Origin of the sequence: Olsenella uli, assembly GCF_016900775.1 — a bacterium.
Classification (GTDB): domain Bacteria; phylum Actinomycetota; class Coriobacteriia; order Coriobacteriales; family Atopobiaceae; genus Thermophilibacter; species Thermophilibacter uli_A.
Map to the genome: position 1 here is coordinate 1 of NZ_JACJKN010000051.1, position 334 is coordinate 334.

The 334-nt window shown below is 62.6% G+C and carries 1 pseudogene; it reads left to right on the forward strand.

The features are described 5' to 3' along the window. Nucleotides 1-244, forward strand: a pseudogene (locus H6A23_RS11265) (hypothetical protein); the annotation flags it as partial. Nucleotides 245-334 lie beyond the last annotated feature (90 nt).

A 334-nucleotide genomic window follows, 5' to 3' on the forward strand; every position in this document is an offset into this window, starting at 1 on the left:
GGTGCTGGCCCGTCAGATCCGTCGTCGGGGCGATTGGACCTGGGCTCACGTCAACCTCATCCCTCTCAATCCGACGCCCGGTTCCCGCTGGACGGCTTCGCGCCCCGAGGACCAGGATGCCTTCGTCGAGACACTTGAGCGCTGGAAGATCCCGGTGACAGTTCGCGATACCCGAGGCTCTGAGATCGACGGTGCTTGTGGCCAGTTGGCAGCTGTGGGACGGTCGGAAGGACTAGGCAGCTAACGGTTTGCGGCGGCCCCGGTGACAGTCCCGGTGTGCCCCGAGTGTCACAATCGTCCACACAGAAATACAGAAGGGATTCACCGTATGGAT